The organism is Spirosoma horti (assembly GCF_054776595.1).
In genome coordinates this window covers 393,643-419,737 of sequence record NZ_BAAHBQ010000004.1, presented here as the reverse complement: position 1 = coordinate 419,737, position 26,095 = coordinate 393,643, and the positions used below count along the sequence as shown (strand labels likewise).

The following is a 26,095-nucleotide window of genomic DNA, read 5'->3' as shown; positions in this document are numbered from 1 at the left end:
GTATCTTGCTCGTGAATTTATGTGCCAAACAGCCAAAGGTTGTTTGTGTATCAGACCTATTGCTACAACTACGACAACCATGCTCAAGCGCGTTTCCATCCAGAATTTCAAGAGCCTCAAGGACGTCACGCTCGACCTTCAGAAAGTCAATCTGCTCATCGGGCCGAATAACTCAGGCAAGACGAATTTTTTGAAGGCGTTGGAGGGATTTTCGATTAGTGGTTTAATGTCTGAAAATGTTGAATCATTAGAAGCGATTAGCTTTAAACATCAACAAGTTAGTATTACTTATCAGTTTGATTTTTCGCCTGACCCAAATGGATACATGGCTAAGAATTATGATATAGGTATTGAGAAAACTTATCATTATCGTCATAGGTACGAGTTGAGGAGTGATGATAATTTAACTTTTGTTGATACGGTTAAGGACGATTGGTTTACTGATGCAACTGGAGCCAAGTTAGATATAGAAGTACTTGGAGGACATCGGCGTGAATTTTTTGACTTTAAACTCACGAAAATTTTCCGGCCTGACCCCACCAAATTAGTTCAGCAAGTAAAGTTCTCTGCAGAGAACATTGAGCTTTTGGCAGATTGCTCGAATCTTATTTCATTTTACTATTACGTAGATTCTAATTTTAAAAGAAGTTCAAAAAGAATTCAGAATGACCTTTCCAAATGTATTCCCGAAATCGCATACTTTACTTTGCCACCTGTAAAAGTTGGTAATGAAAGTATGCTTGGCTTACGCTTTTTCGATAAAGGTGATAATGGTTACTGGGCTGATGAAGTATCCGAAGGCACTCTCTACTTCCTCGCTCTGCTCTGCATCATCAATCAGCCCAATCCACCCAAACTCCTGCTTCTTGAGGAACCTGAAAAGGGAATTCACCCGCGTCGGATTTTTGAGGTGATACAATTTATTTTTAGGCTGGCGGAGGAAAAGGACGTCCAGGTCATTATGACGACACACAGCCCAATTGTGGTTGATATGTTCAAAGACATGCCCGAATCCGTGTTCATCTTTGACAAAGATGACGAAGGTGCTACTCACGTCAAGAACCTACAGCATGATGTAATAGAACCAGAGACAACAAAAAGCAAAGAGTTGGGGATAGAGCCTCCGCATTATACGGATTCATTGGGTGATGCCTGGACAGTCGGTTTTTTGGGAGGAGTACCAAAATGAGCCGGATTATCACCTATGGTTTTTTCGGAGAAGATAGGGCTCAACGTAACTTTCTTGAAAAATACCTTCATCAGCACTATCCAGAAACATTCATTGAGGACGAGACCGAACGTTGGCGATTCAAAGCCGCAAACGGCACTCAGGTGGACAACCTACTGACGGAAGCTTTAAGACAACGGGCTTTACTCGGGTTAGATATATTGTTTGTCAGTCGTGACATAGATACCGAGCACAAACCAACAATTAAGACAAGGCAGGGAGTATATATAAGTAAGTGTGCAAACCACCCCGTAGTATTGATGCTTCCGGTGCAGTGTATCGAATATTGGCTTTGGTACATTAAACGCCATAGAGAAGAGGTAGGAAAGAACACCCCGTTAGAATCATATCCGCGTTTAGAAGCCAAGCAAGCCGTTTATGGAGATACAAATGTTGTTAGTAAGCAAATTCTTATAGCTGATGATATTTTGATCAATTTTGACGCTAACTGGTTAGAATCTCGTTCAGAGAGTTTTAGGCACTTCCACAATCAGGTAACCGACTTCCTCGCCCAATTCAGCAAGACCTAATAAACACGCCAGCGCCACGATCTCATGACCGTGGCGCTGGCGCGAATTACCCTTCTGATTAATTCAACGAGATCGTGCGCGTTGCCGACTCCACAGGCTTTGTGCTCAACGTAACCCCATGGACCGTTACGTTATTGCCAGAAGCGATTTCGACCGTATACGCTCCATCTTCCAGCGCAGATAAGTCAAATTGGAAACGGAAGCTTCCCTTCTTTTTGTCGACGGCTTGTTCACCCAACAGCTCTCCTTTTTCATCTTTTAGCCGAACGGTCATTGGCTTGCCTGGCTGACGTTCGACAAATACGTTGAGCTTGGCAGGTTTTGCCGATGGAAATACGGCGGCCTTAAACGAGTTTGTCGTCTCCGTTGGCTTAGTCGGTACGGTTGGGATTCGGGTAGCTGCAGAGGCTAACGTAGCGGTACTTAAGAGCAGCGCTGCGATTAATGTTTGGGCAATTGTTTTCATGATGTTTATAGTATTTGTTGGTTGTTAAAAAAGAACGAGTCAAAGATAGAGTGGCGCAAAGCGTTGATAACTAAGCGTTTGTATGGACTGTCTGAAATGCCCGACGAATGGTATAAATTGCCGCTTTAATCGTTTTTATAGGGTGGGGGCGTGGCTGTTGACGAAAGACCGCCAACGCTGGCCAAACGAACGGTTGGCTCAAAGCGTTTACTAGACGAAACAGAACCATAGATTGCCGCAACTGGCATTTACGAATATGAACTACTACAACTCCATCATAGACACCATTGGCAACACGCCCCTGGTGAAGCTCAACAAGGTTACCAAAGGCATTCGGGGGACGATTCTGGCGAAGGTCGAGTATTTCAATCCGGGCAATTCGGTGAAAGATCGTATCGCTGTGCGCATGATCGAAGACGCCGAAGCGCGGGGCGTACTAAAACCCGGTGGCACCATCATTGAAGGAACCAGCGGCAACACAGGTATGGGCTTGGCGCTGGCGGCCATTGGCAAGGGATACAAATGTATTTTTACGATGGCCGATAAACAGTCGCAGGAGAAGATCGACATTTTGCGGGCGGTGGGCGCAGAGGTGGTCGTTTGTCCCACGAATGTAGCGCCCGATGATCCACGCTCGTATTATTCCGTCGCCAAAAAGCTGAATCGGGACATTCCCAATTCGCTCTATCCGAATCAGTACGATAATCCGGCCAACACAGCTGCCCATTACGAAACGACCGGTCCCGAAATCTGGCGCGATACCGACGGCAAAATCACCCATTTTGCCGCGGGCGTTGGCACGGGTGGGACTATTTGCGGCACCTCGAAATTCCTGAAAGACCAGAATCCTAATCTAGTATCCATTGGCCTGGATACCTACGGCTCAGTATTTAAAAAATACAAGGAAACCGGCCAGTTCGATGAAGGGGAAATCTATCCCTACCTGACGGAAGGCATTGGCGAAGATATTCTCCCTCAGAATGTCGATTTTAGTGTGATCGACTATTTTGAGAAGGTGACTGACAAAGATGCGGCTATCATGGCCCGTCGGCTTTCCCGCGAAGAAGGACTGTTTGTGGGCTGGTCGTGCGGAACGGCGGTACATGGGGCGCTGGAATGGGCCAAAGAACACCTCACCGACGACGATGTGATGGTGATTTTGCTCCCGGATCACGGCACGCGTTACCTGGCCAAAATTTACAACGATACCTGGATGAAAGATCACGGTTTTCTGGAAGACCGCGCTTTCAAAACGGCCCGCGATATTATTCACCACAAAACGGGCCAGTCGCAGCTGACAACGATTGGGGCGGGTGTTTCGGTTAGCCAGGCCATTCAAGTGCTGAACCGGTATGGAATTTCGCAGATTCCGGTCACGGACGAAACCGGGCATATCGTTGGAAGCCTGACCGACTCAACGGTGCTGAACCGGCTCATCGACGATCCTGCCGTAAAAGACCATCCGGTTAGTGAAGTCATGGATAAGCCGTTCAAATTTGTCGGCCTCGATAATACCATCGACGCCCTGTCGTCCTTAATTGACCGCGACAACAAAGCCCTTTTAGTGCGCGATGAGCGCGAACAGGTACACATTATCACGCAAGCAGATTTATTGGCTGCCATGACAAATTAACACGTAGAGACGCATAGTTGCGTCTCCTGACCGGATGGTTTTGCTGACGCATGATGAGACGCACAGTTGCGTCTCTACTCTACCGTCGGTTATCGCCCCCTTCCATCATGCTCAGGTAGCTCATGTAGCGGCTTTCGGCAATGGTGCCTTCGGCAACGGCTTCTTTAATCGCGCAGCCGGGTTCGTTTATGTGTAGGCAGTTGTTGAACCGGCACTTGTTCAGCCGGTCGCGTATTTCGGGAAAGTAGTGGCCGATTTCGGTTTTCGACGTGTCCATCAGCCCCAGTTCTTTAATGCCCGGCGTGTCGATAATGTATGTATTAGGTGCCAGTTCAAACATTTCGGCAAAGGTTGTTGTATGAACACCTTTGTTGGCAAAGGTCGACACTTCGTTTGTCCGCAGGTTCAAATCCGGAGCAATGGCGTTCACCAGTGACGATTTCCCCACTCCTGAGTGACCCGCCACCAGCGTTACTTTCTGATCGAGTAAGGCACGGAATTCATTTATGCCTACCCCTTCAGTAGCCGACGTCGATAAACAATTGTAGCCAATGCGTTGGTATAGCTCGATAATTTCCTGTTGAAACTCCAGTCCCTCCTCATTCAGAATATCGATCTTATTGAAAACAATCGTCGTTGGGATACGGAATGATTCGGCTGAGACCAGAAATCGATCAATGAAGCCTGCCGACGTACGTGGCATGGCCAGCGTCGCCAACATCACCGCCTGGTCGATGTTAGCGGCCAGCATATGGCCGTGCGCCGTTTTATGAACCGACTGCCGGATGATGTAATTGTCGCGGGGAGTGATGTCGGTGATAATAGCTGTGTTTTCGGCTTCATCCTCTACATCAAACACTACCCGATCGCCCACAGCAATTGGATTCGTGACCTTCAGGCCCTTCAGTTTGAATTTTCCCTTTAGTCGGCCCCGGAAAATATGCCCGTCTGTGTTACGAATTTCGTACCAGGAGCCGGTGGACCGTAAGACTAAGCCGTTCTGCAATGTTTAATGAGTAAAAGAGTGAGACCGGGCCGCCGGTGCGGAGCGAAAGAGTAACAGCTAAATCGTTCTCGCCAGCTTAGGCGCTCGTTCGCTCGTTCACTCGTTCACTATTTAATTTCTGTATAACCTCCATAACCTTAGTCGTTGCCCCAATGTTCCGTTGCACGTACTGGCGACTAATTTGACTGGCTTTCTCTGCATTTTCATACTGTTTACCGAATGCAGAGGTTAACTCCGCAACGCTGCTAATCGGAAATGCGGCCCCCTCGTGCACCAGATCGACGGCTTCTTGGAATTTAGCGAATTCCGGCCCAAAAAATAACGGCATTCCGAAGGTCGCAGCTTCCAGAATATTGTGTAATCCCTGCTTGAACGCCCCGCCAATGTAGGCGAACTCACCGTATTGATAGAGTGATGAGAGCATACCGACGTTGTCGATGATAAGGATATCGGCTGTAGCCAGATCGACATTAGCTGCTTCTGAGAAGCGAATCGACCGTTTTGTCAATTGATTTCGCCACCGTTCGATTTCGTCGTCGTGAATTTCATGCGGAGCGATAATGACCTTAAGTGGTTTGGTAAAAGCGTTCAGAAAAGGGATCAAAACGGCCATATCGTCGGGCCAGACACTACCAACGACCAGTAATGGACTCGTGTTTTTGAACGCTTCGGCTATTGGAATGGCCTTTTTTGTGGTAACAACCTGAGCCACACGGTCAAACCGTGTATCGCCAGCAAGCGTTACGTTTGTGATGTCGATGCTGGTCAGTAAAGAAACCGATTCCTGATTCTGCACCAGAATATGATCAAAACAGTGAAGCATATTCCGATAAAACTGCCCCCACGGCTTGAAAAAAAGCTGACCTGGGCGGAAAATTGCCGAGAACGAAACGATTGGTACCTGAGCCGATTTTAACGCGCGGAGATAATTGTACCAGAACTCATATTTAATAAATAAGGCAATTTGTGGTTGTACCAACTGAATAAATTGCCGAGCATTGGCAGGCGTATCAGCAGGTAGATAAACGATGTAATCGGCACCGTCGTAGTCTTTGCGGACTTCGTAGCCAGAGGGCGAAAAAAACGTTAACAGAATTTTATAATTGGGGTAGGCCATGCGAAATGCTTCGATAACGGGACGTCCCTGCTCAAACTCACCTAAGGATGCGGCATGAAACCAGGCGATTGGTTTTTTGTTTCCGGCCAGTTGCTGCTGTAATTTGCGGGCCCAGTCGTGCCGGCCATCAACCCACAGCCGGGCTTTGGGTATGAAAGGTGATACCAGGTGCAACAGCGTCTGGTAGGCAACAATACCGGCGTTATAGAATCCTGAAAACAAGCGAAGAAAAGGTTGGTTATAGTACAAAGCTACACACTCATTTTTAAACCAAAGATCATCATGCAGTCCTACGAAACACTCACCGAAGCCCTTGACGGTTTACGCCAGCAAGGATTTACGCAGGATTATAACCTTAAGTCAGATCACCTGCACTGCCAGCCTGACGACATTCAATTACGGCCCGCCGACTTCGATGTCGTTGATGTGTACCGTTTTGAAGGAATGACCGACCCTGGTGATGAATCCGTTTTGTATGCCATTGAAGCAAAGAATGGTAACAAAGGTATACTCGTTGATGCCTATGGAGCCTACTCCGAGTCGATCTCACCTGAGATGGCTAAGAAACTGCAATACACCCCCGAAAGTTGACGAACTTTTACTAACCGAAATGGATTTACTGTCAATAGAAAGTATGTTGATACAATGAACTGGAATAAACTGACAAGTGACACTCAGCTTGACACGATTAAAGAGGAGTCGGCGAAGCAGCCTGTGTTGATTTTCAAACACAGCACGACTTGTTCTATCAGTGCCATGGCGCTCAGTCGGATGGAGCGTAATTGGAACGACCAGCTTGGGGTAAAACCTTACTACCTCGACTTGTTGGCCAATCGGCCTATTTCGGCTAAGATTGAGAATGAATTTGGCGTTGAGCACGAATCGCCCCAGGTGTTGTTGATTCGGAATGGCGAATGTGTTTATGATGCCTCGCACATGGGAATTTCGTTTGCGGGTCTACAGCAGGCGGTTTAATACAACCGTAAAGTGGACCGCCCGGGCGGTCCACTTTACGGTTATTCTTTCAATGTTATTCTGGCCCGATGGCAAACGCCCCCAATGGGCGGGTTGAACTTGGATACACTAACTTCAACTGCTTCCAAATCGCTGTAGGTTGTCCGAATTTCCTGAATAATCTGGTGAGCAATGTGCTCCAGCAATCGGGCGGGTTGCTTCATAACAGCCGCCGTAATCCGATACAAATCTTCGTAATTGACCGTAGCGCTTAGGCGGTCGCGCCGGGCCGCTTCCGTGAAGTCGGCTGTTACGATAATATCCACTGCGTATTTATTGCCAATTTTTTGTTCCTCGTCATAAAAGCCGTGGTACGAAAAAAACTCGAGGCCTTCCAGGGCAATTGTTCCCATAGGTTGTCAGATGATGAAGCACCCCGATCTTCCCGGCTAACGTAGCCATGGGAGCCAATCGGGGTGCTTCGTTACTTTATTATGAACCTGGTCAAACGCTTCTATAAGCCTGTTTTTGTTATTCTGACTGGGCCGCCGTTGCGGCAGGAAGAATAATAGAAAACAGGCTCATTAAATCTGGTCAAAAAAAGAGCCGCTCTTCTTGACGGAAACCTCCTCGGGTACGTCCTCTGTTGCCGGTCCTGACTCGGTCGTGTTTACTTCGGCTAGCACAGATGTCGAAGTGATTTCGTCACTGACGGCTGCGATTTCAGCGGTTGGCTGTGTGGCCTCCTCTTGCGGAGAGTGTAGCGCGTCGTCAAGCTTCTCGGTCACCGATTCATCGACAGGAATTGCCTCTGGAATAGACGTTTCGCGGTCGATCAATTCAGGGAGTTCAGCGGCTGCATGGACCTGTCCGTTCGATTCGGTTGAGGAGTCTGCTGTGGCCCCATCCTGAGATTCAGGCTCTTTCAGGTCGTCCTGAATCTGCGATGTTACCTCGTCAATTTTACCTTTCAGATTTTGCTTGGCAAACTTCTTTTCAAACCGGTCGACACTATCGACGGCGTTGCTGGCCAGCGTACGAATTTGAACCGCCAGGTTCTCTTTGTAGCTTTCCAGCGCTTTGAAATCGTGCTCTAATGATTTAATGTCGTTAAGGATATTGTCTTTCAAATAGCGGGCCTGGTTTTCAGCATCCTGAACCATCAGGGCCGAGCGTTTGCGGGCATCAGCTACGATCTCGTTGGCCTGTTGTTTGGCTTCGTCGACATATTTCTCCCCTGCTTTGTTGGCCTGCTCGGTGATTTGAGTGCTGGTATCTTCGGCCGTTTTAAGCGTACGAAACAGCGTCATTTCCACCTCTTTCAGCTTGCCTAGTTCTTTCTCGGCTATCTCAAGCTGCATCTTCAACATTTTATATTCGCCAGTTAAACGTTCCCATTCCTGGGACAACGAAACCAGAAATGCGTCAACGTCTTCTGTTTTGTAGCCGCGCAACCCTTTTTCAAATGTGTGTTGCCGGATTTCAATAGGCGTAATTTTCATTGGTGCGCTAAGGGTTTTTGTGTACTACTCGATAACCATGTAAAGGTGAATTAACGTCCTTCATACCTATTTTACAAAAAACAGGCCAAAAAAGAGGATAATCCTACTTAATCTAGCTGATTTAGTTCAATTTCCATACCGAAATCGTTCGATCATCGCTGGCTGAGAGTAATAATTCGTTGTAATCCGTCCAGAGAACCTTGTTGACCGAGGTACCATGACCAGCGTGCCTGGCCCGGTCAACAACCTTTAACAGCCTGTAAGAATCGGCATCCCAAATTTTTATGGACTTATCCATACTGGCCGTAGCCAGCAACGTGCCCGATGGGTTGAATGACAGGTGATTAATGGCAAACAGGTGGGCAACAATATCGTGTTGCAGGGCGTATCCCTGCTCCACATCCCAAACTTTCATGTGTGCATCGCGCCCGGCCGTAATCAGGTGCTGGAAATCGGGGGAATAAGCGAGTGTAAAAATGGAATTGCTATGCGCCTGAATAACCCGTTTGAGTTCATACGTTGTCAGGTCAAAAATACGAACAACATGGTCACTATAGCCAACGGCCAGCTCTCGTTCAACCGGATTTATGGCCAGGCATCGAGCCGACTGATCCGATGCCTTGATGTGTTTTCGGACCACGAGCGGGTTCGTTGTAACAACCGCTACCACCCCATCCGATAGCGCCAGAAAGGCATCGGTTTTATGAAACTTGATATCGAAGATCGCAGCTGTTGTCAACTTTAACGAAGCCACTTCCTGCTTCCTGATCGGATCAATAACATGGATACCTTCCTGGTTCTGGCCTACCCACAAAAGCCCACTGGCGGGGTGCAGGGCCAGGGCGTAGATAGACGTCGGTACTTTGGCGATCAGCTGGCCCAGATCGGGGCGGTTCAACTGCCATTGTACGACCTGACCATCGCCACCCGCCGAAAAAAACTGCTCGGCGAGGGGGCCACGTTCGAGTGTATAAACGGGGTCGCGGTGCCCACCAAACGTATCTATTTTTTCTACTACCACAGATTGAGATGACAAGTTGATGATCAAAGGTCGTTAATCCTTTCTTTTTCTCGAACGACTTCCGACTTTTGGTGGTGACTTTTCAACTAGACATTACCAGCGACTGTGTAGCCCGGCTCCAGGCTATCACCGAAGACGAATCGACGTTGCGGGCGGGGTTGCCGCTAACTGTGTCGGAACAGGAAGATTTAGCGGGCATTAGTCATCCATCCCAGCGTGTTGAGTGGCTGGCGTGCCGGGTGGCAATCAAGCAATTGACCGAGTCGCAGGGAATGCCCTATCATGGGCTTCAAAAAGATGAATTCGGGAAGCCGCATCTGATCGACTCCCCCTGGCACATTTCGCTGTCGCATACGGGCGGCTGGGCGGCTGCGGTAGTACACCGATCGCGGCCGGTCGGTATTGATATTGAGCCGATTCGGGAACAGTTTAAGCGCGTGGTGCCGCGTGTTTTGTCGGAAAGTGAAATTGCCCACGCTGCGGGGAACCCCAACCGACTGGCGGTTTACTGGTGTGCCAAAGAAGCGTTATACAAACTTTATGGGAAGCGGCAACTCACGTTTCGGGAGCATCTTCATATCGAACCCTTTGCCGACGGAGCCTCCCATTTGGTTGGTCATGTGCGTTTGCCAAACCACAAAGAGCAATTGATTATCCAATGCTTTCAGGCCGGACCTGGCCTGCTGGCCGTAGCGTATTGATATTTTTTCATTCTCACCGGGTTGAAACCCGGTGAGAATGAAAAAATATCAATACGCATCATGACTCCCTACCGTTGCGTATAATCCGAGAGCGGAAGGCCATCGCCATCGTCCCGAACCGTATTCAGGATTTGTTCTACTTCGCGGACCCGCTCCGTATCGCCGTTTTTTTCAAACGCCAGTGTCAGGTTTCGAAGCACCCGCCGAATGATGTCGGCATTCGTACACGGTTGATAAAACGTATCTAACCGTTTGATATTTAGCTGGTCAATGTACTGGTCGATGTCTTTTGTCGTAAAGACCAGCCCCCGGTTGAACACATTGATGTAAAACTGAACGCCAGTGCTGTTTTTATACGTCAACACAAACAGGTTAGGCAGGTTAACGCCATAAACAGGCAGGTTCAATCGTTTGGCAATGAGCATGTAGAGCACACAAAGCGTGATGGGGTTACCCCGTCGCGATTCGAGTACCTGATTGATCATTGAGTTGGCCGGGGAATGAAAATGCTTGGTATTCGGGGCAAATTTCAGTTTCGAGAAAAAGGCACTGTTCATCGCCTTGATCTGTTCGTCGGGGTGCATATCCGCTTTGAAATCGACCCAAACATCATAATATAACTGTTCTACCTCCTGTTTTAATCGGTCGAGTGAAAGGTCGGGATATTGATAAGTAGCTACGATCCATAGGCCTTCCAGCAGGTCCATTGCGCCCCCATTTTTCCAGTCGCGCATCCGGTCAAGAACGGATTCGTACTGAAGATCGTGGATGATCTCTTCAATCCGTTTTTGCAAATCGGGATTGAAGCTCCCTTCCCATTCCGATTCTAAAAAAGGGATCATTTGACCACCCATTTGTCGAATTCGCTGCTCAACGTGTTCAACGACCTCCCGGTCTTCGTCGTCCAGGAGCGAGATAAGGGCTTTCAATTCGTTGTCGTTCATTAGTTTGTGTCGCTTTAACAGAGTACCCCAGAATAAAAACTGTTTCCGAAACCTCCTGAATATACTACTTTTGTGCTGTTACAGGAGTTGCTATGCTAAAATAGCAACAAAAATTTTATAAAAAACGGTTTGACTCTCTCAGGCAATTCTCCCAAAATTCTGGTAACCGGTGGCGCCGGATTCATTGGCTCACACACGGTTGTATCGCTGGTCAACGCTGGTTTTGAGCCGGTCATTGTTGACGACTTTTCCAATTCCGAACGCTCCGCGCTCGACGGATTACGGGCAATTCTTGGTCACGACGTAACCTGTTATCCGGTCAACTGCAACGATGCCAGTGCCATGGAAGACATCTTCCGCAAGGAAAGTCCAACGGGTGTGATTCATTTTGCCGCTTATAAAGCAGTAGGAGAATCGGTGGCGCAACCGCTGAAATATTACCGCAATAATCTGGATTCGCTGATGCTTTTGCTGGAGCTGATGCCTGCTCACAACGTAAAGAATTTCGTCTTTTCGTCGTCCTGCACGGTCTATGGCCAGCCAGAGCAGTTGCCCGTAACGGAAGAAACGCCCCGCTTGCCAGCCCAGTCGCCTTATGGAAATACAAAGGCAATTGGCGAGGACATCATTCGGGATGCTGTGCACGCGAAGACACCTGTCAAGGCACTGGCGCTTCGGTACTTTAATCCCATTGGGGCGCATCCGTCGGCCGAAATTGGCGAATTACCGCTGGGCGTACCCGCCAACCTGGTGCCCTTCATTACCCAAACTGCGGCCGGTATCCGACCCAGCTTAACTGTATACGGTGATGATTATAATACACCAGATGGAACCTGCGTGCGCGATTACATCGATGTAATGGATCTGGCCGATGCACACGTGCAGGCGCTGAAGAAGCTCATTGAGGCCCAGGATGAATCGTCTTACGACGTTATCAATATTGGTACGGGCCGTGGCGAAACCGTCCTGAACGTGATCAAAACGTTCGAACAGGCCACAGGCGTCAAGGTAAACTACAGCGTTGGCCCCCGCCGGGCGGGTGACGTCGAACAGGTATATGCCGATGTCAGCAAAGCCAATCGTGTATTAGAGTGGCAAGCCAGGCGCTCACTGGCCGAGTCACTACGCGATGCCTGGCAGTGGCAGCAAAAACTGAGTGCAAAGCAATAACACCCTCGGGCGTTTGTGCTTATTAGGCCGTAATGATACTGACTCTAAAATAGATAACGCTAAAAATGAAACTTCTTATTACTGGTGGTGCCGGATTTATTGGCTCGCATGTTGTTCGGCTGTTCGTTACCAAATACCCTGAGTATCAGATATACAATCTCGATGCGCTGACCTATGCCGGTAACCTGGCAAACCTGTCGGATATTGAGCATGCACCGAACTATACGTTCATTAAAGGCGACATTACCGATGCTAAGTTTCTGGAGGATATGTTCGCTGAACTGTCGCTGGATGGCGTGATTCACCTGGCGGCCGAGTCGCACGTTGACCGGTCTATTACCGATCCGATGTCGTTCGTGATGACCAATGTGGTTGGTACGGTCAATCTGCTCAATGCGGCCAAGAACAGCTGGGCTGCCAGTGCATCAGGTTTTGAGGGAAAACGGTTCTACCATGTGTCGACCGATGAGGTGTATGGTTCGCTTCATAATCCCGAAGACTTTTTCACTGAGCAGACACCTTACGATCCACAATCGCCCTATTCGGCTTCAAAAGCGGCTTCGGACCATTTTGTGCGGGCCTACGGCAACACCTACAAATTACCGGTTGTACTGTCGAACTGTTCGAACAACTATGGCCCGAATCATTTCCCCGAGAAGCTGATTCCGCTGATGATTCACAACATACAGAGCAACAAGCCGCTGCCCGTATATGGCAAAGGCGAAAACGTGCGCGACTGGCTGTATGTCGTTGATCATGCCCGGGCTATCGATGCGGTTTTCCACAAAGGGAAAGAAGGCGAAACCTATAATATTGGCGGGTTCAACGAGTGGAAAAACATTGACATTGTGAACCTGCTTTGCCAGATCATGGACCGCAAGCTTGGTCGGCCGGAGGGTACGTCGGCTCAACTCATTACGTACGTTACCGACCGGGCCGGACACGATTTGCGCTACGCCATCGACGCGCATAAAATCATGAACGAGCTCGGCTGGCAGCCATCGCTTCAATTTGCGGAAGGCCTCGAAAAAACCGTTGACTGGTTCCTGGCTAACCAAACCTGGCTGGATAACGTCACCTCGGGCGCTTACCAGAGTTATTACCAGGGAATGTACGCGAACCGCTAAAGAGTAAATGCAAAAGCGGTCAGCCGTTCGTTCGCTCACTCACCAGTCACTCATTAAAAAATGAAAGGAATTATACTCGCCGGGGGCTCCGGCACCCGGCTTCATCCGCTTACATTGGCCGTATCCAAGCAATTAATGCCCATATACGACAAGCCGATGATCTATTACCCGCTGTCGATTCTGATGCTGGCGGGCATTCGCGATATTCTCATTATCTCGACGCCCCACGATCTGCCGCATTTCGAAAAGCTACTTGGCGATGGCACACGCATTGGCTGTACGTTCACCTATGCTGTTCAACCCAGTCCCGATGGTTTGGCGCAGGCGTTTATCATTGGGGAAGAATTTATTGGCGACGATAAAGTAGCACTCGTTCTGGGCGACAATATATTTTATGGCTCGGGTCTGTCGAAACTGCTTCAGGCCAACAACGATCCGGATGGCGGTGTCGTATATGCGTATCAGGTGCATGATCCCGAGCGGTATGGTGTCGTAGAGTTTGATGATGATTTCAACGTGTTATCCATTGAGGAGAAGCCAGAGCAGCCCAAGTCGAATTACGCCGTTCCGGGCTTGTATTTCTACGATAACGACGTTGTTAACATTGCTAAGAACATTAAGCCGTCGCCACGAGGAGAACTCGAGATTACGGACATCAACCGAGTATACCTGGAGCAGGGCAAACTTAAAGTAGGTGTACTCGACCGGGGAACCGCCTGGCTCGATACCGGAACGTTTGAGTCATTGATACAGGCTGGTCAATTCGTTCACGTCATTGAAGAGCGGCAGGGCCTGAAGATTGGCTGTATCGAAGAGATCGCTTACCGTATGAAATTCATTGATGCAGAGAAGCTCAGTACAATTGCCAAGCCGCTGGTTAAAAGCGGGTATGGCGCCTATCTGTTGAGCCTGTTGAAATAGAGTATTCCTGTCAAGTTAGAAAAAGCGGATACAAAAAACGCCGGAGCAAACTGCTCCGGCGTTTTTTCGTAAACCTAACCTATGAGAAATGTCCTGGCCAATGGCGGTGTGGGGCCTTAGCTACGATACAAAAGTAGTGCAGGATCCGCCGGTTACTGAGCGCAGAAACACCGGTTTTCAGACTGAGCCATGAAACAGGCAGAAGTCCGCACTTTAGTACGTAGAACTACGCATTGACAACTATTTTATATGGTTTAACTAGCTGACATTCAATGAAATTTACCGTTTTTTGATTTCGGTTTACAGCTTGTGCGTAAACATCGCTACCGTAATTTAGACTCGCTTTCCGATTTTATCCATCCAGACATCAACCTGTTCTATTTCGAATCTCTTTTTATATGGACGTTTTTACTAAAAATGCAGGGCGCATCCTCGACCCTCAGGAGACAAAAGCCATGACAGGCGCCTATCAGGAGCGCAAGCTAGAAGTAGGTCTATCTAAAGACGAATATATTCGTTCGGAGTATTTTGGTATCAACCAGGTTCAACATCTCCTCGATCAGCCTGGCTGTATCGGTTTGCGCATTCATCATGCCAAGCGCTGGGAAGATGCCGATGGCAAGCCTGCCGAGCCGGGCAAAGGCCAGCTCGTTCCCCGTGTGCTGTTGACTGGTGTCGATGCCAACGGGAAGGATATGCCTATTTACGCGGATAAATCGGGCATGAAAGATATGGCGGCAGATGGTGGCGGCAGATCTGTAGGAGATGGAATGCCTTGTCCACAGTATTGCTCAAATAATGGATAGATTAATCTATCTATTTCAAAAGCATCCGCTAAGTTTTGTTGCGGAGTCAATTTCGCTAATTCCGCTTCTATTAGGAATTGTATTTTGGAGATTGGCTAATAAAGAGGTAAAATACTTGACGATATATTTTGCGCTCATTTTTGTCAGAGATTTTACCTCTAATGTTTTTGCTTTTTATAAAAAAAGTAATTTATTTATTTATAATATATTTTCTGTAGTTGAAATACTTTTTTTGTACTTGTTATTTTATAAAATTTCAAATATCAATTCTGATTCCTTTAAAAAACAGGTATTATACGGAGGACTAATTGCCTTAGTTATAAGTGTATTATTATTTAAAATTAATGAGTTCTCTTCTTGGAGCTTTACAATTACTCGTATTTATGGTATCTCGATAATTATGAGTTTTTATTATCAACTGTTGACTAAATTACATGTTAGGAATATTGTCAATTATTCGTTGTTTTGGATAAGCGCAGGGCTTTTATTATACCAATCCGGCACATTTTTCATTTTTCTTTTAGGTGACGTTGTTTTATCGACTAGATCAAAACCGGAAATATTTCAACAATATTGGGATACCAACTTAATTTTTTACATAGTGTTTTGCCTTTTGGCTTCTGTTGGGATTTGGTTCAGTAAATACGATAAAGAAAATTTCATATAATCTCATACTTTATATTTTGTCTTTTTTATGTATTGCGTCCTAAACCATTTATACATATGAAAAAATTAATCCTATCAGCGGCTATAATTGCTGCTATGACCTTTGCCTGTCAAAATGACAAAGCAGGCCAAGTTACCCCCACAACCACTACTAATAATTTATCTGCCGATGAATTGAAGGTGGCTAGTAGCATCGGCCGTTTGGGTTCATCCTCCGAAGCCTTTGCTCAGGCTACAGCCTATCAAAAGGCAAATCCAAACAGCACATATGCTGTTACTATTAGCAGGGCAACTCTGGAAACTATTTTAGGTCAATCGCATACGGTTGGAATTCGGGCTTACTACGTTAAAAATAGCGAAGGAAAGCTGGACTTAGCGTTGGTGGGCATCGATAAGAATTTAAACAATCGCTACATAACCAATGCTATGTTCAGCGGAGGAAAATCTACTAGCGAAGAAAGTTTAAAACAGCAAATGGCTTCCTTTCAGAACGAAAACCCAACGGCTATTCGAGCGGTTGCTTTTGGCCGTCAGCTTCTGCTGGATATGCTTAGCCAGACTAACGGTGTTGGACTTCGCTTCTATTTCGTGACCGACAAGGATGGAAACCGTAATTTAATATTCGTTGCTGTCGACAGCCAGTCAAAAGACCTTCGTTATAACAGCCCAAATGCTCGTGCAACAGAAGATGGGGATGCAGGTACAAATGGCTTTCCTTGCCCACAACATTGTGGAAATTGACGCTCAAATTTGACTCTTTTTGCAAAGCCGGAGACGAAGTTTCTCCGGCTTTACCATTCTACCATTCACTCAATTGTTTTCCTTCCACATTGACATTCAATTATATATTTTTGAACTTTACTGATACAGCTTCTTTATAGCTAACGATAATGTCGATTGACTCCGGTTTTGTGATTGCCGTCGGTACGGCGGTGTTGCTGATAATGGCTGTGTTCATTATCATCTTCGTCGCCTATTACCAACAAAAACAGGCAAAACAGCAACTGGCCTACAAGGAAATGCAGGCGCAGCACCGGCGCGACCTGATGGCTGCCACGTTTCGGGGGCAGGAGGAAGAACGAAAACGGCTGGCCGAAGACATGCACGATGGCATTGGTACCATGTTATCGGTGACGAAAATGAGCCTCAATCAGCTGGAGCGGCAAGTGGGGGGCGATGTGCAACTGAGCTTTCAGTTTCAGAAAACCCGCTCGATGATCGATGAAACCATGACCAATGTTCGGCGAATCAGCCGAAACCTGGTCCCAACCACGCTCGAACGGTTTGGCTTGCTGGCCGCCCTGGAAGAATTGGCCGACCGCGCTACCGATAACGAAGTCGAAATCCAGCTAGCCTACACCGAGCCCGAAATGCCATTTCCGCCTGCTTTGGATCTGATGCTTTACCGCATTGCGCAGGAGTTAGTCAACAATGCCATTCGGCACGCCCGCGCCCGGCACATTATTATTCAATTATTCAGCGTCAACAATGAGGTGCGCCTGTCGGTGATTGACGATGGCGTTGGCTTCGATTTTGACGCCGTAACGGAAAATAAACAGGGCGGTCTGGGCCTGCGAAATATCGAAAGCCGATTGAGTGTGGTCAACGGCCACGTCACATTCGATGTTGCGCCGGGCCGTGGGTCGCAGATTCATGTACAGGTGCGTTTGCACGATGCGCAACCTGTTGATTTATTGAGTTAATTTGTTTTCCAAAGCCGCTTTCTTTACCCCCACAATCCCTACTCCTAACTCCTCTTCTGTTATGCGAAAAATTAAATTGGCTCTCTGCGACGATCATACCTTGTTCCGGGTTGGCATGTCGACTATACTCGGGCAGATTCATGATTTTGAACTGGTAATGGAAGCGGCCAATGGGCAGGAGCTGATCGATAAAATTGCCCGCAAATTGCCGGATGTCGTCCTGCTCGACTTACAGATGCCGGTGATGGATGGCACCGCTACGGCCGACTATCTGCGGGATAATTTCCCCCTCATCAAAATCGTCGTGTTAACCATGCACGACGAAGACCGGATGGTGCTTCACCTGCTCGAAAAGGGCGTGAGCGGCTACCTGCTGAAAGATGCCGAAGCCGGAGAGGTCGAAAAAGCCGTTCGGAAGGTAATGGACGAAGGCGTTTACCTGAACGAATTCGTTTCGAAGGCCATGCTGCGTAAGATGACCAACAAAACAACGGTAGCCAAGCCAATCAATTCGTTCTATAACAGTAAAATCCTTCTTTCCGAGCGCGAAAAAGAAGTCCTGATGCTCATCTGCGAAGGCCTTTCCACGTTGGAAATTAGCGAGAAAATATTCCTGAGCCCGCGCACTGTCGAAGGACACCGCTTACGTATTCTCGAAAAAACCGGCACTAAAAATACGGCGGGCATGGTTGCCTACGCATTTAAAAATAGCCTGGTTTAGAAAGCCGCGTTAAAGGCTCCCCGTCTTGCCGCCATCTACCGGAAGGTTAATTCCATTGATGGAGGCTGCTGCGGGTGTGCATAAAAACGCGATGGCTGCTCCTACTTCTTCCGGCGTAACGAATCGCCCGGTTGGGATTTCGGCTTCCATCTGTTGGGCTGTTTCGTCTTCCGATTTACCGGACGCCTTCGCTCGCATAGACAAAACAGATGCTAAACGAGCCGTTTGTGTATAGCCCGGCAGTACATTGTTCACCGTAATGCCAAAGCGGGCGATCTCCAGTGAAAGCGTTTTCGCCCATTGGGCAACGGCTCCGCGAATGGTGTTCGAGACGCCTAAGCCCACAATGGGCTGTTTGACGGAGGTGGAAATAACGTTGACAATTCGGCCAAACCCCGCTTTCTTCATCGCCGGAAAAACGGCCTGTACCAACGCCTGATTCGTTAGCAAATGATTATGGAATGTCTGCACAAACTCATCGGCTTTTGCATCGATCAATGGCCCACCCGCAGGACCGCCCGTGTTATTAATTAAAATGTGTACCTCCGGGAATTGGGCCAGATGCTGATCGACAGCAGATAGGACCGCCCCTGGCTGGCTAAAATCGGCTACCAGATAACGGTGGATTTGCCCTTGAGCCGTGTCCAGATCGGCCAGCGTTGCGTTGAGCGTTTCCTCATTTCGAGCCATCAATACGATCGTAGCGCCGAGGAGTGCCAATTCGACGGCCGCAGCGCGACCAATTCCCTGTGTGCTGCCGCAAACGAGGGCAGTTTTTCCAGTTAACGTTAGATTCATAACAGAAGAGCGCTTTGGTTCATACCGATCATCAAGACAAACAACGGCCAAAATAGCTAAAAAAACCTCTGGCGTAGTTTTACGTTTACAAAGTATTAGTTTTGGGCAACTTTGCTTCTAACATCAACCATTTGCATTTAAACAGGCCATGTCAAAGACATTAATTATCGTAGTGGTTATTGCCCTCGCTTTGGGTATGTACGGCTGTAGTTCTTATAACGGGTTGGTTCAGACAGATACGAACGTTCAGGAAAAGTGGGCGCAGGTTCAGACCCAATACCAGCGTCGGGCCGATCTGATTCCCAACCTGGTACGGACGGTACAGGGGGCCGCTAATTTTGAGAAGAGTACCCTGACGGCCGTTATTCAGGCCCGTGCCAGCGCAACACAGGTGAAATTTACGGCAGACCAACTGACACCCGAAAACGTCCAGAAATTTCAGGCCGCTCAGGATCAGTTAAGTGGCTCGCTGTCGCGCTTGCTGGCGGTGGCCGAAAGCTACCCGAACCTGAAAGCGAATCAGAACTTCTCGGAGTTGCAGGCTCAGCTGGAAGGAACTGAAAACCGGATCGCCGTTTCGCGGAATGATTTTAATGGTGCTGTGAAAACCTATAACCAATCGGTGCGGTCGTTCCCGAACAACATTTTTGCCGGTATCTTTGGCTTCCCCGTGAAAGGCTTCTTCGAAGCGTCACAGGCGGCCCAGAGCGCCCCAACGGTACAGTTTTAAGTTGTAGAGTCTTACCGGTTGTCTAGTTGTAGCGCGCTGTCGATGCAGTGAAGTCTGTAGCTAGACAACTTCTTTCTTTATAACGCCCATTCTATGAACAACCCTTTCACGCCCGACGAACAAAAGCGCATTGTGGAAGCCATCCGGCAGGCCGAGAAGGCTACATCGGGCGAAATTCGGGTGCATGTCGAACCGCACTGCGCTAATGCGGACCCTGTCCAACGGGCCATTGAGGTCTTTGCACACTTAGGCATGCATCAAACCAAGGAACAGAATGGGGTATTGTTTTACCTTGCGTATACTGACCGGAAGTTCGCTGTACTGGGCGACAAAGGCATCGATGCTAAAGTACCCGGCGACTTTTGGGAAAGCACCAAAGGCCTGCTTCGCAGCCATTTTGCTGCTGGAAATTATGCCGAAGGACTAAGCCTGGGTATTCAACGTGCCGGGCAACAGTTAAAACAGTACTTTCCTTACGCCAGCGACGACACCAACGAACTCGCCGACGATATTTCGTTTGACTGACACTGCTGTGAACGTACTCACCTTTTTTGCGAACACTACCCGACTGCTACGGCTCGGGTTTCTCTTCGTTCTCCTTGTTGTTGTAGCTCCCACGCTACAAGCGCAGGATACGGCAACGGATACCGGAACTTCCACCAATACGGCCATTCCAGACAAGCCAAATCCGCCCCGTCTGGTCAATGACTTTGTGGGTATTCTAAGTAGCACCGAGAAGGCGCAGCTGGAACAGAAGCTTCGTACCTACAACGACTCTACATCTACGCAGATCACGATTGTCATTGTAAAAACGACAGAGCCTTACCCCATTGGCGACTTCGCCTTTCAGGTGGGCCGCAAGTGGGGCGTGGGGCAATCCGGTAAAAACAACGGACTCGTACTGGCCTGGGCCACGCAAACCCGCAAAATCTTTATTGCACCGGGCTATGGTCTGGAAGGCGCTATTCCTGATGCCATTGCCAAACGCATTATTACCAATACCCTTGCGCCCGCCTTCAAACAGCAACAGTACTACCAGGGGCTGGACGAGGCTACCACAGAAATTATCCGGCGTGCCAGTGGCGAATACAAAGCTGATCCTGATACCAATAGCGATGGTGGAGGAGGAGGCTTTATTTTTATCATACTCATCGGTATCATTATTGTCTTTATAATCATCCGGCGGAACCGGGGCGGTGGCAACAACAACAGTCGTGGTGGCGGCTGGGGAGGGCCTATCTTTTTTCCAACAACCTATTCGGGCTGGGGCGGCTCCGGGGGCGGCAGTAGCTGGGGTGGGGGCGGAAGCAGCGGGGGCGGCTTCGGTGGCTTTGGCGGTGGTAGTTTCGGGGGTGGTGGCGCGGGTGGCGATTACTAACCAGACTACAGCCCGTATAGTATGGGCCGCCAATAAATGCGCTTAACGAGCCGTTCAACGAAAAATAGGCCCAGAATCGGATGAATGAGCCTATTTTTGCCGGTTAAGTCATTTTCACTGTATGTTTTCCGGCATTGGGCGATACGCTCTACTCATTCTACTTTTTCCGTCTTACATTGTCGCTCAAACAAATCCGGTTGCGCCAAACACAGCTCAGTCGGATGTTGTTCAGCCAGATTCGATACGAGCTGGTTTGCCTGATCAGGATGTAGTCGATGAGACACTAGCCACTGATCAGTCGGTTATTTTTGCTCCTTCTGCCAAGCGGAGAACCATTCGGGCCGTTGAAATAAAGGATAAGCTGAAGATCGATGGCCGGCTAGATGAAGCCGACTGGAAGCGGAGTACGCTCATCCGGCGGTTTGTGCAGGTCGACCCGCAGCAGGGCCGTCCGGCTACATTTGGTACCGATGTACGAGTGCTGTTTAACCGTCAATTCTTATACATAGCGGCTGTTAATCACGATACGCTCGGGCGGAAAGCCCTGCGGGTTCGCAACTTTAAGCGTGATTTCAATAGTCGGTCACACGATTTATTCGGTGTGTCCATTGATGGGTTTAACGACCGGCGCAATGCCATGACCTTTGTGGCCAATCCACACGGCACTCAGCGGGATCTGCTTTCCTTTGACGATCTGCTGTACGACGAAGATTGGGACGGTTTCTGGAAAGTACGGACCAGCCGTACGGATTCGGGCTGGGTTGCCGAAATGCAGATTCCCTGGCAAACGCTGCGGTATGCCCGCTCGGCAGACTCGATACAGACGTGGGGTATCAACTTCTTTCGTAACCGACGGTATTCGAACGAGCTGTCATCCTGGTCGCCTTTTCCCAGAGCTTTCACATCGAGCCGGATGGAGTATGCCGGGTTAATTACGGGCCTGAAGCCGCCCCCGCCTTCGCCCAATATTCGCATTCAGCCGTATGTGTTGATCAGTGATGATCGGGCCGATGGAACAGAGGTTGGCCACGGGCAGAGTGCTAAACTCAAGCTCGGGGGTGATCTTAAATGGGCCATTAACCCCAACACCGTACTCGACCTTACCCTCAACACGGATTTTGCCCAGGCAGACGTAGACCGCCAAGTAAACAACCTGACTCGTTTTTCGGTGTTGTTTCCTGAGCGTCGGGCGTTTTTCCTGGAAAACGCCAGCCTGTTTGGCGCGGGTTTACCGGGTAACAATAACACCGGCGAAGGAGGAAGTATGATTATCAAACCATTCTTCAGTCGCACCATTGGCCTGGCAACGCTCCCCGACGGTACCAGCGCTCCCGTGCCCATCGACGCCGGAGCGCGGCTGGTGTATCGTTCGATCAACCGCAATTATGGCGGGATGGTTATCCGGCAACGGGGCATTCCGGGTAGCCCGGCAACTGACTTTGTCGTTGGCCGGTATGTCGAAAATGTGGGTCGCCAAAACCGGATTGGTGCCTTGTTCACGTTGAAAAACGTGCATAGTACGGATAGTAGCGGAGGTCGTCAGAATGGGACGTTTGCCCTCGATGGATTCTTTCGTCTGAGTCAAAAATGGACGTATAACGCCATGTTGATTGGTTCGGCTAGTTCGGGCGGTACTGACCAGGGTATATCGGCCTACAGCCAGCTTATTTACCGGACCAATCAGGTGGTGGGATGGTGGACGCAATCACTTGTAACAAAAGGCTTCAACCCGGAAATGGGCTTCGTGTCGCGGGGTGATGTGATCGCTACGACACCGGGGCTATACCTGGTTAATCGCGCGAAATGGTTGCCTAAATGGGTACGTAATTTTGAGCCGGGCGCTTTCCTTGAGCTCTACCACAAAGCGTCGACGGGTTATTTGCAGGAAGCGCAATACAATTTCAACCCCATCTGGCTGACATTCCAGAACGGCGGAAATCTAGGTCTGTTTGTGAATCCAACTTATCAGCGTTTGGATGATGGAGACTATCGTCCGCTGGATCTAGCTATTGTCTCTGCTAAATACCGGTATGTCCGTTATAGTGTCATGTTCGGCACGGACCCCTCGAAGAAAGTATCGTTTCAACTCAATGGGGAAACGGGAGGCTATTATGACGGAAAGCTGAACTACGCTCGGACGTCGCTCATTCTGGCGCCTATTCCACATGCGGCTTTTACGTTCAATGCCGAAGTCAACGAGTTTAAGAATGTAGGCGGCTACACGGGCACCATATCGTTATACAGCGTGGAGAGCCGGATGGCCGTTAATCCGCGTTTGCAGCTAATCAGCTTTATTCAACGGAATACGTATAATGACAAGAATGCCTTAAATATTCGGCTCGCCTGGGAGTTTCAGCCGCTTTCCTTTTTGTATGTCGTCTATAACTACGGCACCTACGCCGGTTCTGTCCGAACAACAGACCGGCAGCAGGAGCAGCATATCATCGGCAAACTGTCATATTTGAAGCAGTTCTGAACCGGAATTTAGTGGATTGTTCTAATTAATCCCGGTTTAGATGACCTGTTTCTCAATCAGCAGAATAAACAGGTGAATCACTTTGATGTGAATCTCCTGGATTCGGTCGGCATAGCCGAAGTGGGGTACCCGAATCTCAACGTCGGCCTGGCCCGCGAGTTTGCCGCCATCTTTGCCGGTCAGCAGAATGACCTTCATGCCTTTTTGGCGAGCTGCGTCGACGGCCCGGATTATGTTGCCCGAATTGCCGCTTGTGCTCAAGCCTAATAGTACGTCACCCTCATTGCCGAGGCCTTCTATGAAGCGGGAAAACACAAACTCATAGCCATAGTCATTACTTACGCAGGAAATATGACTGACATCGGAGATGGCGATAGCCGCCAGCGCCCGGCGATTATCACGATACCGCCCCGATAGCTCTTCGGCAAAGTGCATGGCATCGCAATGAGAGCCGCCGTTGCCGCAGGATATAATTTTATGACCATTTTTAAGCGCGTTGGCCATTAGCACGGCCGCCTGTTCAATAGCCGAAAGTTGATCGGGGTTACTAAGAAATGTATCCAGAACTGACTGGGCTTCGGTCAGTTCCTGGCGAATAATATCGAGCATGGGATAAAGAAGTAAGTAGTGAAGTCGTAAACCCGTGAGGCCGAGCGACGTAAACATACTGCCAGCTTACGACTTTATGATCAAAAGACCCAATTTCGGTACGGAAGATTCCAGCGTATGGCAAAACTGGCCACCTGATCCGTATAACTATCAGGTTTATACTGGCTATCCTGGTAGCGATACAGGTAGCGCCCTTCCAGAAATATGTTGTGCCGGATCATGTAAGAAGCCCGAACATCGGCGTAGGTAACAACTGTTTTGCGGCCCTGGCCAATATAATTTCCTTCATCGCGAAAGCGAAATGTATAATCCTTCAGAATGTTTCCTCCGTAGTTAATAGTCGGGTCCGGATCGGTTCCGTACATCATTACGCCAAAAATACCATTGGCCGACAGGCGTTTGCGCTGGTACCGCACAATTCCCAACCCCTCCATAAAATTGCCGCCCAGCGGATGGGCCAGCGGCTGGCTATAGTGAGCATAATTGGTTTGGCCGGAGGTGACCGTTGGCGATGCTTCGTGCGAGTACGTATACGGGCGAGCCAGGTTGAACTCCGTTTGCAGATCGAGATTTGGTACCGAAAACGCGTCGATGTATTTCGCTCCTACCTGAAGCGCAAACTTATTGGTCCAGTCGCCTTTGCCCGCCAGCAGTGGTTTTAACCGGAATTCGTCCAGCATGAATTGGGTATAAACCAGAAAATGAGACAGAAAATTAGCTTTGAAGTCAATACCGATGAAGGCGTTGTCGCTACTGCCCAGGCTGGATTCAACGTAGCGGTATAAAATGATTGGGTTCAGGTAGCTTAGATCCAGCCGATCCCGGCTAAATACCTCAGCCTCAAACACGCCCAGGTTCATGTGGTCGTTCAGATTGATGCTCAGGTGGTGCATGGCCGCAAATTTGGGCGGAATCAGCTTGTCGTCCTGAGGCCTGGGAGCCTGGGTATTTTGTAAGGAAGTGAAGAGGTTCGTATATTGAATCCGGCGACCCAGCTTTGTGGATAGCTTCAGGAATAAATAAGCAGGACTATTGTCGGACAAAAACAATGATCGAAAGCCATTCCCAAAGAAATTCCGGTCGTGGCCAAACTGCACATTGATGACTTTAAGAGTATTGAACGTGATGTAGCCACGAGCCGTCAAAAAGTCCGCACCTGTCGTTCGATAGGGCTTTACAAAGCCTTCGCCCGGAGCCGTGGGTTGGGCTATCGCGGATACATTTTTATCCTGGCCATATGTCAGGCCATATTGCCGGATATATTCAGGGTAAATGGCCTGATTATCGGCGAAGAACGTGTAAAAGCCAAGTTTACGACCAATGGTTCCCCGTATCTCAATCCCTCTGGTATTGACAAATTGGGCCTGACTGCCGGTACTCAACGTCGTGGTTGAACCGGAGACATTTTCGGCACCAAAGCCAAAATAGAGAACAGGGTTAACGTGCAGATCAACATCGGGCGTTTGTAAACTATAGAAGTCCGCTTTCTTATGGTAAAAATGCTTCAGAAACGGCTGTTTGCTATCGCCAGGTGCTTCCTGCGGTTTTAGATGACGCGTAAACGGATCGGGCTTCAGCGAATCGTACGGCGCCACCCATTCCCAGCTGTCATTGCGCAGGTAATCGAAGTTAAAGTAGTCTGTATCTGAAAAATCCCGATTAGGGTGAGCCGCTACGCTATCGGTAAGTTGAATGATGCTCTGCCGATTGTAGGGCTTTACGGAGCTATGAAAGCCTTCTGCCCACTTGTTTTGGCGAATTTCGAGCCGATCTATTATATGGTAATAATCGGCGTTGAGCGGCACAAATGGGCTTTGCGCCCGAACCGAAAACGAAAGAAAAAGCGAACAGAAAAGATAAACGTTAATGCGCATGTAACTAACTGACT

Annotated in this window: 27 protein-coding genes; 17 read left to right on the top strand and 10 right to left on the bottom strand. The window is 48.8% G+C overall.

Annotated elements, in window-relative coordinates:
• Positions 1-79 precede the first annotated feature (79 nt).
• Together ACYVAM_RS13300 and ACYVAM_RS13295 are read left to right on the top strand one after the other, a co-directional pair.
• Positions 80-1,189 carry an AAA family ATPase gene (locus tag ACYVAM_RS13300; RefSeq protein WP_461067710.1) on the top strand — a complete coding sequence of 370 codons (1,110 nt, stop codon included), beginning with the start codon at positions 80-82 and terminating at the stop codon, positions 1,187-1,189.
• Positions 1,186-1,758 (top strand): hypothetical protein, encoded by a 573-nt coding sequence (locus ACYVAM_RS13295; protein WP_461067708.1) that lies wholly within the window; start codon positions 1,186-1,188, stop codon positions 1,756-1,758. The genes ACYVAM_RS13300 and ACYVAM_RS13295 overlap by 4 nt, the downstream gene beginning before the upstream one ends.
• A gap of 58 nt (positions 1,759-1,816) precedes the next feature.
• Here the strand turns inward: ACYVAM_RS13295 and ACYVAM_RS13290 are convergent, their stop codons facing one another.
• The gene (locus tag ACYVAM_RS13290; RefSeq protein ID WP_461067706.1) at positions 1,817-2,224 is read right to left on the bottom strand and encodes a hypothetical protein; all 408 of its coding nucleotides are present in this window, start codon (positions 2,222-2,224) and stop codon (positions 1,817-1,819) included.
• A 256-nt stretch (positions 2,225-2,480) separates the two neighbouring features.
• On the opposite strand from ACYVAM_RS13290, the gene ACYVAM_RS13285 reads away from it, so the two are divergent.
• Positions 2,481-3,857 carry a cystathionine beta-synthase gene (locus ACYVAM_RS13285; protein ID WP_461067704.1) on the top strand — a complete coding sequence of 459 codons (1,377 nt, stop codon included), beginning with the start codon at positions 2,481-2,483 and terminating at the stop codon, positions 3,855-3,857.
• Positions 3,858-3,936: 79 nt separating this feature from the next.
• Here ACYVAM_RS13285 and rsgA read toward each other — a convergent pair whose 3' ends face one another.
• Positions 3,937-4,863, bottom strand: a complete 927-nt coding sequence (rsgA, locus tag ACYVAM_RS13280; RefSeq protein ID WP_461067702.1) for a ribosome small subunit-dependent GTPase A — start codon at positions 4,861-4,863, stop codon at positions 3,937-3,939.
• A gap of 76 nt (positions 4,864-4,939) precedes the next feature.
• A complete protein-coding gene (locus ACYVAM_RS13275) occupies positions 4,940-6,202 on the bottom strand; it encodes a 3-deoxy-D-manno-octulosonic acid transferase (RefSeq protein ID WP_461067700.1) in 1,263 nt (420 codons plus the stop codon).
• Between the two features lie 60 nt (positions 6,203-6,262).
• Here ACYVAM_RS13275 and ACYVAM_RS13270 point away from each other — a divergent pair, with 60 nt between their 5' ends.
• Together ACYVAM_RS13270 and ytxJ are read left to right on the top strand one after the other, a co-directional pair.
• Entirely contained in the window at positions 6,263-6,571 is a 309-nt protein-coding gene (locus ACYVAM_RS13270; RefSeq protein ID WP_461067698.1) for a phosphoribosylpyrophosphate synthetase, read from the top strand.
• Positions 6,572-6,625: 54 nt separating this feature from the next.
• On the top strand, positions 6,626-6,955 hold the full coding sequence (gene ytxJ, locus ACYVAM_RS13265; protein ID WP_461067696.1) for a bacillithiol system redox-active protein YtxJ: 330 nt from the start codon (positions 6,626-6,628) through the stop codon (positions 6,953-6,955).
• 41 nt (positions 6,956-6,996) lie between these two features.
• Here ytxJ and folB read toward each other — a convergent pair whose 3' ends face one another.
• The 3 genes from folB to ACYVAM_RS13250 all read right to left on the bottom strand — a co-directional run bounded on the left by folB (position 6,997) and on the right by ACYVAM_RS13250 (position 9,457).
• Entirely contained in the window at positions 6,997-7,347 is a 351-nt protein-coding gene (gene folB / locus ACYVAM_RS13260) for a dihydroneopterin aldolase (RefSeq protein WP_461067694.1), read from the bottom strand.
• A gap of 171 nt (positions 7,348-7,518) precedes the next feature.
• Positions 7,519-8,436, bottom strand: a complete 918-nt coding sequence (locus ACYVAM_RS13255) for a DivIVA domain-containing protein (RefSeq protein WP_461067692.1) — start codon at positions 8,434-8,436, stop codon at positions 7,519-7,521.
• Between the two features lie 121 nt (positions 8,437-8,557).
• Positions 8,558-9,457 (bottom strand): WD40 repeat domain-containing protein, encoded by a 900-nt coding sequence (locus tag ACYVAM_RS13250; RefSeq protein WP_461068319.1) that lies wholly within the window; start codon positions 9,455-9,457, stop codon positions 8,558-8,560.
• 71 nt (positions 9,458-9,528) lie between these two features.
• On the opposite strand from ACYVAM_RS13250, the gene ACYVAM_RS13245 reads away from it, so the two are divergent.
• The gene (locus ACYVAM_RS13245) at positions 9,529-10,158 is read left to right on the top strand and encodes a 4'-phosphopantetheinyl transferase family protein (protein WP_461067690.1); all 630 of its coding nucleotides are present in this window, start codon (positions 9,529-9,531) and stop codon (positions 10,156-10,158) included.
• A 68-nt stretch (positions 10,159-10,226) separates the two neighbouring features.
• Here the strand turns inward: ACYVAM_RS13245 and ACYVAM_RS13240 are convergent, their stop codons facing one another.
• The gene (locus tag ACYVAM_RS13240; protein WP_461067688.1) at positions 10,227-11,102 is read right to left on the bottom strand and encodes a transglutaminase-like domain-containing protein; all 876 of its coding nucleotides are present in this window, start codon (positions 11,100-11,102) and stop codon (positions 10,227-10,229) included.
• A 129-nt stretch (positions 11,103-11,231) separates the two neighbouring features.
• Between ACYVAM_RS13240 and galE the strand changes: the two genes are divergently transcribed.
• The 7 genes from galE to ACYVAM_RS13205 all read left to right on the top strand — a co-directional run bounded on the left by galE (position 11,232) and on the right by ACYVAM_RS13205 (position 18,216).
• Positions 11,232-12,272 carry a UDP-glucose 4-epimerase GalE gene (gene galE, locus ACYVAM_RS13235; protein WP_461067686.1) on the top strand — a complete coding sequence of 347 codons (1,041 nt, stop codon included), beginning with the start codon at positions 11,232-11,234 and terminating at the stop codon, positions 12,270-12,272.
• A gap of 65 nt (positions 12,273-12,337) precedes the next feature.
• Positions 12,338-13,399: a dTDP-glucose 4,6-dehydratase gene (gene rfbB, locus ACYVAM_RS13230; protein ID WP_046577743.1), complete on the top strand. Its 1,062-nt coding sequence runs from the start codon at positions 12,338-12,340 to the stop codon at positions 13,397-13,399.
• 60 nt (positions 13,400-13,459) lie between these two features.
• Complete coding sequence (gene rfbA, locus ACYVAM_RS13225) at positions 13,460-14,320, top strand: glucose-1-phosphate thymidylyltransferase RfbA (protein WP_461067684.1); 861 nt, start codon at positions 13,460-13,462, stop codon at positions 14,318-14,320.
• A 455-nt stretch (positions 14,321-14,775) separates the two neighbouring features.
• On the top strand, positions 14,776-15,126 hold the full coding sequence (locus tag ACYVAM_RS13220; protein WP_461067682.1) for a hypothetical protein: 351 nt from the start codon (positions 14,776-14,778) through the stop codon (positions 15,124-15,126).
• Between the two features lie 723 nt (positions 15,127-15,849).
• Positions 15,850-16,533, top strand: a complete 684-nt coding sequence (locus ACYVAM_RS13215; RefSeq protein WP_461067680.1) for a hypothetical protein — start codon at positions 15,850-15,852, stop codon at positions 16,531-16,533.
• A 149-nt stretch (positions 16,534-16,682) separates the two neighbouring features.
• Complete coding sequence (locus ACYVAM_RS13210) at positions 16,683-17,495, top strand: sensor histidine kinase (protein WP_461067678.1); 813 nt, start codon at positions 16,683-16,685, stop codon at positions 17,493-17,495.
• 61 nt (positions 17,496-17,556) lie between these two features.
• Positions 17,557-18,216: a response regulator transcription factor gene (locus ACYVAM_RS13205; protein ID WP_046577730.1), complete on the top strand. Its 660-nt coding sequence runs from the start codon at positions 17,557-17,559 to the stop codon at positions 18,214-18,216.
• Between the two features lie 9 nt (positions 18,217-18,225).
• Here the strand turns inward: ACYVAM_RS13205 and ACYVAM_RS13200 are convergent, their stop codons facing one another.
• Positions 18,226-19,014, bottom strand: coding sequence for an SDR family oxidoreductase (locus ACYVAM_RS13200; RefSeq protein WP_461067676.1), 789 nt, complete (start codon positions 19,012-19,014; stop codon positions 18,226-18,228).
• A 148-nt stretch (positions 19,015-19,162) separates the two neighbouring features.
• Here ACYVAM_RS13200 and ACYVAM_RS13195 point away from each other — a divergent pair, with 148 nt between their 5' ends.
• The 4 genes from ACYVAM_RS13195 (at position 19,163) to ACYVAM_RS13180 (ending at position 23,598) form a co-directional block, all read left to right on the top strand.
• Positions 19,163-19,744, top strand: coding sequence for a LemA family protein (locus ACYVAM_RS13195; protein WP_046577725.1), 582 nt, complete (start codon positions 19,163-19,165; stop codon positions 19,742-19,744).
• Positions 19,745-19,837: 93 nt separating this feature from the next.
• Complete coding sequence (locus ACYVAM_RS13190) at positions 19,838-20,269, top strand: TPM domain-containing protein (RefSeq protein ID WP_461067674.1); 432 nt, start codon at positions 19,838-19,840, stop codon at positions 20,267-20,269.
• 7 nt (positions 20,270-20,276) lie between these two features.
• The gene (locus ACYVAM_RS13185; RefSeq protein ID WP_461067672.1) at positions 20,277-21,122 is read left to right on the top strand and encodes a TPM domain-containing protein; all 846 of its coding nucleotides are present in this window, start codon (positions 20,277-20,279) and stop codon (positions 21,120-21,122) included.
• 121 nt (positions 21,123-21,243) lie between these two features.
• Complete coding sequence (locus ACYVAM_RS13180) at positions 21,244-23,598, top strand: carbohydrate binding family 9 domain-containing protein (protein ID WP_461067670.1); 2,355 nt, start codon at positions 21,244-21,246, stop codon at positions 23,596-23,598.
• Positions 23,599-23,634: 36 nt separating this feature from the next.
• Here the strand turns inward: ACYVAM_RS13180 and lpcA are convergent, their stop codons facing one another.
• Entirely contained in the window at positions 23,635-24,207 is a 573-nt protein-coding gene (gene lpcA, locus ACYVAM_RS13175; RefSeq protein WP_461067668.1) for a D-sedoheptulose 7-phosphate isomerase, read from the bottom strand.
• An 80-nt stretch (positions 24,208-24,287) separates the two neighbouring features.
• On the bottom strand, positions 24,288-26,081 hold the full coding sequence (locus ACYVAM_RS13170; protein ID WP_461067666.1) for a hypothetical protein: 1,794 nt from the start codon (positions 26,079-26,081) through the stop codon (positions 24,288-24,290).
• Positions 26,082-26,095 lie beyond the last annotated feature (14 nt).